This window comes from Streptomyces albospinus (assembly GCF_014648695.1).
GTDB classification, from domain to species: domain Bacteria; phylum Actinomycetota; class Actinomycetes; order Streptomycetales; family Streptomycetaceae; genus Streptomyces; species Streptomyces albospinus.
The window spans coordinates 1-11,090 of record NZ_BMRP01000034.1; the positions used below are offsets into that span (position 1 = coordinate 1).

Genomic DNA, 11,090 nt, shown 5'->3' on the forward strand with positions numbered 1-11,090 from the left:
TAGCCCTATTTTTAGTCTTCGGCTGAGTCGAGCTCAGTCTTGACGAAGGCTTAAGAGTTAAAAAAGTTAATAACCCTTTTAGTACAGGGCCCAGATTATTTTAGGAACACTTATTTAAGCTTAATGTGCAGGCTTGCTTGCTGCAAAAAGATACCGTTATTATAACAAAAAAAAAAAGCAGTAGGGTCAAAAACAAAATGCAGTAAAGTAAAATGCAGTAGGGTCAAAAAAAGGGAGCATTAATCACAAGATGCTTATTGCGCCGATCGCAATAAAAAAAAAAAAAAAGAATAAATTTTATTTTTTTTTTATTATTAATATAATAACAACCATGACTAATTTAGTAAGAGCACAATTTCAAGCTCATCCTTTCCATTTAGTAGAACCATCACCTTGGCCATTAGTTACTTCGTTTGCTTTATTAACATTAACAGTTTCTGGAGTTATGACAATGCATGGCTATGCTTTTGGTGGATATTTAGCAGCAATAGGATTATTTTCTGTAATTGGAAGCATGATCTTTTGGTTTAGAGATATAATCGCGGAAGCGACTTACCAAGGAAGTCATACATTCGCAGTACAAAAAGGTTTAACTATAGGAGTAGCTTTATTTATTGTTAGTGAAGTATTCTTTTTTCTATCAATTTTTTGGGCATTCTTTCATAGTTCATTAGCTCCAACAGTAGAATTAGGAGGACACTGGCCGGCCAAAGGAATCGAGGCAATTAATGCTTTTGAACTACCTTTATTAAATACTGTATTATTATTATCATCAGGTAAATTTTGCCTAAAATGGCCAAAATTAAAATTAACTAAGTTTAATAATATTAGGTTATCTGTTATTACTAATTCCTTTAGTCTAGCTCGAGTTCAATCTGTAAAACGAATAGGTCCTCATAATATTGACTTATTATCTGTCTTAATTGGATCTTTACTCGCTGATGGACATATGGAGAAAGATGGTAATGGTTCAAGATTTAGCTTTTATCTAAGTAAAAAAACATGGACATGGAGAATATTTATTATGGCAGGCTTCGCTTTAAAAGATTATTTGAATTAGGATACTGTAAAAAAGAACTACCTTTAATACAAACTCGACTTTATTCTAAAGGTGAATTGTACTATTTCTATAGATTTCTAACTTTTACTTATTCAAGTCTAACTTGATTCATTCTGCTTTTTATGTAAATGGGCGAAAAGTTCTCCCCTCATTTATAAAAGAATATTTATAAGCTGAATCTTGGGCTATTTGCTGCTTTTATATAAATATATATTTTATTAAAACTACTTGTATTATTTATATCTATTATTATTTATATATTATATATATACAAATAATAAGTTAATATAATTTATATTATATTATAATATAAATCATATTTTCTAAATAAGACCAGATTACTATGTGGAACTCTTAAGCCTTCGTCAAGACTGAGCTCGACTCAGCCGAAGACTAAAAATAGGGCTATAAGATTTTGTACTCACAATTTTTTACTTACTGAATGTAAATTTATGCAAGAAATATTAAAAGACAAATATTGCAAAATTTGATCTTGATACAACGTTACATAAAATATCAGGAACAGTACCGTTACAATATAATATCTATGTTCAATAGTCTTGAATGGATAAATAAAAAAAAGCAGTAGGGTCAAAAAAATAGTCAAACCTTTTATTCATGAGACAATGCAATATAAAATAGGTTTATTTTTTCTCTTTAGTTATTTAATTAAATCCCATAGTTCCGTTAATCAGACATGCAATGATCAGTCAAAAATGTTTAAAAAAAGGTTAACGTTAAAATACAATTAATTTTGTAAGCAAAGCCTGTAAAATTAACTGTATGAGCAACACGAGTGTAAACGGTTAAAGAACTGCCTTTAGTTTAAGACCGTCGGCTTATTGATAAGTCGCTACAGACTGGTTCACTTGTGGGTGGCTGAAATGCTGCTTAATGTATAGTCGGAGTTTTTTAGATGAAGAGCACATCTAAGCAAGGATCTCAAAAAAGGTTTCAAAGATCAACCTAAGCTTGATAGGAACCATAAAATTTTTTTGAAGGTTACAGCGGTAAAAATAGCGCAGTGCAGTGCACTGTGCTGCAGCGCAAAAAGGTTAGTCTCAAAAAGGCTATTGTTTTTACTCAAAATTTGGCAACAGTAACATATGCTCATCATTCATTAATTCAAGGTAACAGAAAAGGGACAATAAATGGACTTATTATTACAATAATCTTAGCTCTTATTTTTACAAGTTTACAAGGATTTGAATATTATACTGCACCATTTACTATTAGTGATGGAGCTTTTGGATCGACATTTTATTTTGCTACTGGTTTCCATGGGTATAACATATGCCCCAATTTATTTACTAAAACAAATAAGAGTTCGGCGGACCCTATCGCCAAAATTAATATCAAAGAATGGTTATCTGGATTTACAGATGCCGAAGGTAACTTTAATATAACTCTTAGAAAAAAACAAATTGATGCCAAAACTAATCAAATAAGTTCTTATTCTAACGCTAGCCTTACATTCCAAATAGGATTACACATTGACGATTTAAATGTCTTAAAAACTATCCAAACATATCTAAATTGCGGAAAAATATCAATATCAAAAAACAGATGTAACTATTTTGTTAATGACATAACTTCACTGCAAAATATTATAGTCCCCTTTTTTAATGAAAATAAACTTAAAAGCTCTAAATTTAGTCAATTTTTAATTTTGGCAAAAGCTGTAGATTTATTTAGTTTAAAAGCTCATCTCTTAATTAAGAATAAACCATTATTAATTTCTTATTACAACGAAATTAAATCTCAGATAGAATTACCTTGTAATATTAATATAACAGATAGTTGGTTATTAGGATTTATTGAAGGAGATGCAAGTTTTTCTACGTCAAATTTAAGACCAAGGCTAAAATTTGAAAATCATATTAAAGAAATGGAACTTATTAAAGCAATTAAAGAAAAGATGGGAACTGGTTCTTTAATAGAGAATAAAAAAAGATCTATTGCTCGAGGGTTCAATGAAAACCCAACGGTTGTTTTAGATATTGCTAATATTTCTTTTTTATATAATATTATATGCTTTAAATTTAAGCCAAATGATTTTTTATCAAAAAAGAAATTAGACTATATTGACTGGATGATAATAGTTAAACTAAACTATTTCGGTTATCATCTTACAGATAAAGGGAGAATGTTAATAATGAGATTAAAATCAGGAATGAATAATTATAGATTATCTAGTTCAAAATTAGAAAAAATAATTAATCCTATTTTATGCGAGGAGATTGATTTAGTATTTAATCTAGCTGCTCCATATAAGATAGTAGATGGAGTTAGAGTTAATGTAATTACAAATAAAAAAATTAGTGATCAAAAATTTAAGGCAAAATAATTTAGTAAAAAATTGAAAAAACAGGGTGAATTGCAAGAAACTCTTTAATTAGAAAAAAATGAGCAAAAAAAAATTAAAGACAATTTGCAGCGAAGCCTATATTAAATATAACTATTAAATTTTAATTAATGGAATATAGGAACGTTCAACGACTAATGGGTGAGTACTATATTTACAATAATCCCGACAAGAGTGCCCTGCAATTTAAACAAGCCTGTTTAAATTGATGACATAGTCTGAACTTTTTCGTGAGGAAAAGAAGTAACGAAATTAAAAAGGTTACGATAACAAATTTGTACATGTTATTATCGGTACAATATTTATTGCAACTATGTTTTGGAGAATTCTAGCTTACCAATTAACTGATCATCATCATGTTGGATTTGAATCAAGTATTTTATACTGGCATTTTGTAGATGTAGTTTGGCTTTTCTTATATTGTGCAGTATATTGGTGGGGATCTTAAAACCTTGCAAAAAAATAAAATAAAATAAAAAAAATAAAAAAAAAATGAGTGCTAGGAATGCGACAGCTCTTCAATAATCGTAGTACTACTATTAATAGTAATATTATTATTATATATTGTAGTGTAGTGTAGGATAAAAGGGCTTTTAAAACCTGCAGTAGGGTAAAAAAATTATGCTTTTATGTAGAGACGAAATACATTATACAGATATTATCTTAGTAAATTTAAGCCTTATTGCCAGAGGAATCGGAATCGGAATCGGAATCGGAATCGGAATCGGAATCGGAATCGGAATCGGAATCTTTTGGAAGTCACCCTCTCTTTTAGCTGCGCGTGCTGCGCGTGCTGCGCGTGCTGCGCGTGCTGCGCGTGCTGCGCGTGCTGCGCGTGCTGCGCGTGCTGCGCGTGCTGCTCGTGCTCTCTTTTTAGACTTAAAATACCCCTTTTTGTTACAGAAAACCAACCTGCAAAAAAAAAAACGTTTCTATTTAAATAATTATGATTAAAAATAAAAGGGAGTAATTATAACAACTGAATATAATTATCTACAAATTTAGTAAAGGAACTGGGGTATTACTTCAGAAAAAAAAATTAAAAATTAACATGTTAGCAGCAGCAAAAATTATAGGATCAGGATTAGCTACAATTGGATTAGCAGGAGCTGGAGTAGGAATTGGATTAGTTTTCGGTAACTTAATTACAGCTACATCAAGAAACCCTGCACTTAGAGGGCAATTATTTTCATACGCTATTCTAGGATTCGCCTTAGCCGAAGCTACAGGTCAAAATAGGCCTATAATTAAAAAGTTAATTACAGTTATATAGCATATTATATTAAGTCCACAACCTACTCAATCTGTGCGCAGCAAAAATAATTATATTCTTTCTCGATGCAGTAGGGTCAAAAAGACGAGGATTTCATTTAGTCTTAAATCAGCAGTAAGACCCAAATATAAAATACATTTGCTATTAGCTATAAAAAACTTGTTAATTATCAAATTCCTCTGTATGCTGGAACCTTTTTTTTTTTAGTTTTAAAAGGGAACTTAAAAGTGGGCTTATTGATAATATAATTTAAAAGAAAGATCCTAAACTAGTTTTTCATTTTAAGGTCATAATATTGTTATATTATAATCCACTCTTTTTGCTGCTTTTTTTTTATTAGAATAATAAACTATTTGCTTAGTGTTCTGCTCTTTTAGCACATCCCAAAGATTAAGAAAAGGTTATTTTCGTGCTAAAGTAAAGAAAAAGACAAAAAAAAAAAGCAATCAGCAAGAAACCAGATAAGTAAAATAACTTAAAAGGGATCTTCAGAGACTTTACGAGGAATTACTTTAACTTAGATTTTTTTATGCTTTTGAATAGTTATAGTAGAAAGGGGCGTCTAAATAAAGTGCCGGAATTACAATCCCGACCCCTTTAATATAATAATTATTCTTTATAATTTTTTTTAGATCAAACAAGTTTTAGTAAAAGATAAAGTCCAACTTATGCATTATATCTAAAGGGTTAGAAACCTTCTAAGAGTCACTTTTAATTCAATGCATAATAACGCTATTCTGTTTAATGATGGCATTCTTATTATTATTCGGAGTTTAGTCGAAAATTAATTTGCTCTTGGTTTAATAATAATCAAGTTGCTGCGCTGCAAAATTATTCTTCGATTCTGGCCCTGTGCTAATCCTATCGCTAAGAAAGCACTAAGGATTAGCAGTACGGTAAAATATATTTTATAGGATACTAGACTAATCAATTTGCCTTCTAGCAGATTATTATCTACTATCAATATATATAAATAAAACAAAATAATAAGATCATTTCTAAAATATTCCAAAAATCATCCTATTAGTCGACAGGAGCAGATGAAATCTTGCCCCTCGGTTAATTAGATTTACCTTTATTATTACCCCATTTATTTATCTATAATATATATAAACAACAAGTTTGGCTTAATGCAGCTAATCGGTTTTAATTCTACGGACGGCAAAGCATGACAAAGCACGACAAAGCATATTACAGCCCAGCCAAATGGTTATTAATATAATATGATATAGTAATTATATTATAGACAACTAGACTAACTAAGCGTAGTAAGCTTAAAGCTACAAATAATAACGAAAAAGGGAGGAAAAAACTGCAGTTTACTATGAAATAGGACGTAGTAGAAAAGGGCATCTAAACAAAGTGCCCATATTACAATCCCGACCCCTTTAAATAATATTCTATAAGAGAAAATAATCTTTTGCCGAAAATAGGGCAGAAGCAGCGAAAAAAAAAAGGCAAATCTCAGTTTAAATATAGAGGAAAAAAGAATAAAACTAATTATGAATTTATCATTAATATTATTTTTAATAGGAATATTAGGATTTGTTTTAAACAAGAAAAATATCATTTTAATGCTTATGTCAATTGAAATAATGTTATTAGCAGTAACCTTTATGATTTTAGTAAGCTCATTTAGCTTTGATGATATATTAGGGCAAACCTATGCTATATATATAATAGTAATAGCAGGAGCCGAATCAGCTATTGGATTAGGAATATTAGTAGCATACTACCGATTAAGAGGAACAATAGCAATTCAATCATAATGTATCTAGCTATAATAACTTTACCATTATTAAGTGCTATAAGTGCGGGATTACTAGGAAGAAAATTAGGAGTAACAGGAGCGCAACTTATAACTTGCGGATCCGTTATAATAACTTGTTTATTAGCCTTAATAGCATTTTATGAAGTTGGTTTAACCATTAGTCCGGTATCAATTAAACTATTTAGTTGGATTGACTCGGAATCATTAACAATAGATTGGGGATTTAATTTTGATGCTTTAACCGTGTCTATGTTAATCCCAGTTTTAATTGTATCAGCTCTGGTACATGTATATTCCATAGGATATATGAGTGAAGATCCACATCAACAAAGATTTTTCAGTTATTTAAGTATGTTTACCTTTTTCATGTTAATTCTTGTAACTGGAGATAATTATTTAGTTATGTTTATAGGTTGGGAAGGTATCCATCTATGCCTTAAATGGTTAAATTTAGATTTAAATATTATTGATCAAACATCTCTTATGGTTTTGCCCATAACTCTTTCATCTGCTAATTTTACTAATAAATCAAAAATTAAGTCAGACAAACGTATAGGTCCACATAATATAGATATCATTTCTTTAATAGTTGGATCTACATTAGGTGATAGCCATTTAGAAAAAAGAGTTAAAGGAATAGGAACTAGAGTTATTTTTGAGCAATCTAATAAAAACATTGAATATTTAATGTGGTTTCATTTGTATTTGTCTTCCAGAGGATATTGTAGAAAAGAAAAACCTGTTCTTGCCAAAAGAATTAAAGAACATGGACAAATATTTTATCATTATCGAATAAACAGTTATACTTTTACTAGTTTTAACTGGATTCGAGAAATGTTTTACAAAGAAAATGGCGATAAGATTATTCCTTTAGAGATTAAAGAATATCTTACTCCTTTTGCATTAGCAATTTGGTTTATGGATGACGGTTCTAAACTAGGAAAAGGAGCTAAAATAGCTATGAATGGTTATGAACTTTCTGAATTAAAATCGATTATTGTTATTTTAAAAGAAAAATATAATTTGGAAGCTCTATATCATAGAGGAGCGATTAACAAAGGATATACTATTTATATTCCTAGTAAATCAATGGTAACCTTTTCTAGTCTTGTAAAACCATATATGTTACCATCAATGTTATATAAATTAGGACAATATTAAAGTTAAGTTTAATTATAGTGAAAATCAGAAATATTGTTTAGTAATTAAAATAAAAAATAAACAACTTTCCTTAAAGGAAGGAAGATTTTTGCGATGTTATTGAAAACGATCAAAGAAACAGGTTTTAGTTTCAAGATCGTCGGTTATATTTTTGATCGCGATCGACTGGTTCAATAATGGGTGCCTGAAATGGTGCTTAATGCACAGTCAGAATCTGTTCTCTGCTTTTTTTACAGTACAGAGAATCCAAGGCCTTATGTAAATCCTGATAGGTTATAAAAGGTACAGGGAAATAAATATAAATAAAACCAACTGTTAGTTCAAAGAGACAAAGAAGTCCTTTTGGCTGCTTGTCCTTTTATTTAGCTAATGGTTTGTTTATTTCTAAGATTTGGTAGGAATTTCTTCTTATTTACTAGTAAGTTTTTGGTTTACAAGAGTTCAAGCAAATAAATCAGCTATTTCAGCTTTATTATTTAATAGAGTAGGAGATATGTTTTTAACAATTGGCCTATTTGCCCTAATTTTTGCTTTAGGTAATATTGATTATGCTATAGTATTTTCTATAGCTCCTTATTTAAATGAAAATACCGTTACAATTATAGGTATTTGTTTCCTGATTGGAGCTATGGCTAAATCAGCTCAAATTGGATTACATGTTTGGTTGCCACAAGCTATGGAGGGTAAACGAAAACAAATTTTTTACTGTGTATAGAAAATAGATTCAAATCTATTAGATCGTCTTCGAGTTTGAATAAACAGAAGTTACCTATTTTACAGGGAATCTGTAAAATCAAAAGTCAAAAAGTATTAGATGCCATAGTAGGTGATATGCTAGGAGACGGAAGTATAAATAGAGGTAACTATATAAAATGGCCAGGAACTAACGGAAGGTTAGAATTTACTTTTGCAATTTCAAATCTTGCCTATTTGCGTCATTTAAAGTTTAATGTTTATTCATCAATATGTACAGTACAACAAAAGAGCCAACTCCTTGGCCTAATATTTTATTTTATCCGAATAAAACGGTAACACAATATTGGTTTGCAAGTCGCCGATTGCCGTTTTTAACTGAGTTACATAATATTTGGTATAAGTCTGTTTATGTTAATAACAGTGACCGGTTTGTAAATATATTACCAGATAATATATTTACAACACTAAAACCAATAGGTTTGGCTCAATGCTGCTTTTAATAAAATATATATTTTATTAAAACTACTTGTATTATTTATATCTATTATTATTTATATATTATATATATACAAATAATAAGTTAATATAATTTATATTATATTATAATATAAATCATCTTTTCTAAATAAGACCAGATAATGGCTGATGGATATTTTTCAGAAGGAACCGTATATTTATCTACAGATAACTTTACTAAAGAAGAAGTAGAGAAATTAATCCAAGTTCTAAAGAATAAATTTAATCTTTTTGCTAGAATAAGAATACGGCGAAATAAACAGGGGCAGTCCTATTACAGAATAGGATTCAGCAGTAAAAGTTTAAATAGACTAATAGAATTAGTAGTACCATATTTTATTCCTGAAATGTTATACAAATTGAATTTATCAGAAGAAAAGGTTTAAACTAAAAAAAAAAATGTTTAACAATAAAGGGCCCTCCTTAAATTTCACTGTATGCTGGAACAATCATTGGCTAGATACGGCTAAATGATCAATCAGCAGGAAACCTTTTTTTTTTGTCTAAAAAACCTAGGGATCCTCAGAGACTTTACGTGAAAATTTCTATTAAGGCTAAAAATAATAATAGAAATAAGATAAAGTCCAAGAAACTATTACATAAGTTGTTTAAGTTTAACTCAAATAGTTTCAATAAAAAAAAGTAAAATGCCAACACCAGTATCTGCTTTAATTCATGCAGCCACAATGGTAACAGCTGGAGTTTATTTATTAATGAGATCATCACCCTTATTAGAATATAGTCCAACTGTATTATTATTAGCTTTATGGATAGGAGCAATAACTACATTATTTGCCGGAACAATTGGTTTATTTCAAAACGACTTAAAAAAAGTTATTGCTTATTCTACTTGTTCTCAATTAGGAATGTTATTTATAGCAGTAGGATTAAGTCAATATAATGTAGCATTATTCCATTTAGTAAACCATGCTTTCTTTAAAGCATTATTATTTTTAGGTGCAGGATCAATTATACATGCAATGGCCGATGAACAAGATATGAGACGATTAGGTGGGTTAGTAAAATTATTACCATTCAGTTATGCAATGATGCTTATAGGTAGTTTATCATTAGCAGCTATGCCATTTTTAACTGGATTCTATTCTAAAGATTTAATTATTGAACTAGCTTTTGGTCAATTTGAATTTAGTGGACAGGTAGTTTATTGGTTAGCTGTGATTAGTGCTATATTTACAATGACATACTCTATTCGGTTACTATTTTTAACATTTTTATCAGCTCCAAATGGTGCTAAAATTAACTATGAACATTCTCATGAAGGCCCATTAACTATGGCAATTCCATTAATAATATTAGCTATTATGAGTATTATATTTGGATATTACGCTAGAGATTTTTTTGTGGGATTAGGATCATCTTCTTTAGCACATAGTCTTTTTGTACACCCTAATCATATTATATCTGTAGAAGCTGAATTTGCAGTTCCAACTATTTTAAAATTATTACCAGTAGTTGCATCTGTTTTAGTGGGATTAACTGTATTAGCTATTTATCAGCTAGCACCAAGTTTATTGGTTTCAATTACAAAAACAAAAACAGGTAGTTCTATTTACGCCTTCTTTAATCAAAGATATTGGCTGGAGCTTATTGTCAATAAATTTATTGTTCTTAAAGGTTTATCTTTAGGATATGTTTTCAATAAACAACTTGATAGAGGAGCTATTGAATTAATTGGACCTTATGGTGTTGTAACCGGTTTATCATCTGTAAGTGGTTTAATTAGTAAACTAGATACAGGAATCATAACTAACTATGCCCTTTATATTTTATTAGGACTAATCAGTTTCATTTCTTTAGTATTTTTTGCACCTATTGACCCTCAAGGTGAATCAATTAAAGCAGCACAATATAGTCAACTATTTATTTTATATATCTTTGCTTTAACCGCTTTTTAATTCCGGGCCGGGACGGAATAAAATCCTCCTTCTGTTAATAAATAAGAGGACTTTATTACCCGACCAACATATTGTATATTATGACTATAATAATATAATTATAATAATAACTAGACAAATAATATTATTTATAATAATATTATTCTTTCGTAAAAATAGAATAACAATAGGCGATTTGTAAGGTTAGGGTAAAAAATAATAGCAATAATTTTTTAACCTAAAAATTAGTGATAATATAAACTCTATTTTAGAACATGTTATTCACTTATTACAGTAAACTATATATTATATAAATTTAAATAAATTTAATCTGCTTTTTAATACCCCTATAG

General features: G+C 29.3%; 8 protein-coding genes and 1 pseudogene. All 9 read left to right on the forward strand.

Annotated elements, in window-relative coordinates:
* Window positions 1-331: 331 nt before the first annotated feature.
* The 9 genes and pseudogenes from IEZ17_RS45710 (at window position 332) to IEZ17_RS45750 (ending at window position 10,758) form a co-directional block, all read left to right on the forward strand.
* On the forward strand, window positions 332-1,060 hold the full coding sequence (locus IEZ17_RS45710) for a cytochrome c oxidase subunit 3 (protein WP_189306076.1): 729 nt from the start codon (window positions 332-334) through the stop codon (window positions 1,058-1,060).
* Window positions 1,061-2,084: 1,024 nt separating this feature from the next.
* The gene (locus tag IEZ17_RS45715; RefSeq protein WP_189306078.1) at window positions 2,085-3,407 is read left to right on the forward strand and encodes an LAGLIDADG family homing endonuclease; all 1,323 of its coding nucleotides are present in this window, start codon (window positions 2,085-2,087) and stop codon (window positions 3,405-3,407) included.
* 301 nt (window positions 3,408-3,708) lie between these two features.
* Window positions 3,709-3,873 (forward strand): annotated as a pseudogene (locus IEZ17_RS45720) (cytochrome c oxidase subunit 3); the annotation flags it as partial.
* 603 nt (window positions 3,874-4,476) lie between these two features.
* On the forward strand, window positions 4,477-4,698 hold the full coding sequence (locus IEZ17_RS45725; RefSeq protein ID WP_189306083.1) for an ATP synthase subunit C family protein: 222 nt from the start codon (window positions 4,477-4,479) through the stop codon (window positions 4,696-4,698).
* Window positions 4,699-6,200: 1,502 nt separating this feature from the next.
* Entirely contained in the window at window positions 6,201-6,467 is a 267-nt protein-coding gene (gene nuoK / locus IEZ17_RS45730; RefSeq protein WP_189306085.1) for an NADH-quinone oxidoreductase subunit NuoK, read from the forward strand.
* Window positions 6,467-7,630: an LAGLIDADG endonuclease gene (locus IEZ17_RS45735; RefSeq protein WP_189306087.1), complete on the forward strand. Its 1,164-nt coding sequence runs from the start codon at window positions 6,467-6,469 to the stop codon at window positions 7,628-7,630. Before nuoK ends, IEZ17_RS45735 begins: the two co-directional genes overlap by 1 nt.
* A 391-nt stretch (window positions 7,631-8,021) precedes the next feature.
* On the forward strand, window positions 8,022-8,345 hold the full coding sequence (locus IEZ17_RS45740; RefSeq protein ID WP_189306089.1) for a proton-conducting transporter transmembrane domain-containing protein: 324 nt from the start codon (window positions 8,022-8,024) through the stop codon (window positions 8,343-8,345).
* Window positions 8,346-8,964: 619 nt separating this feature from the next.
* Entirely contained in the window at window positions 8,965-9,228 is a 264-nt protein-coding gene (locus IEZ17_RS45745) for an LAGLIDADG family homing endonuclease (protein ID WP_189306091.1), read from the forward strand.
* A 261-nt stretch (window positions 9,229-9,489) separates the two neighbouring features.
* Entirely contained in the window at window positions 9,490-10,758 is a 1,269-nt protein-coding gene (locus IEZ17_RS45750) for a proton-conducting transporter transmembrane domain-containing protein (RefSeq protein WP_189306093.1), read from the forward strand.
* Window positions 10,759-11,090: the final 332 nt, after the last annotated feature.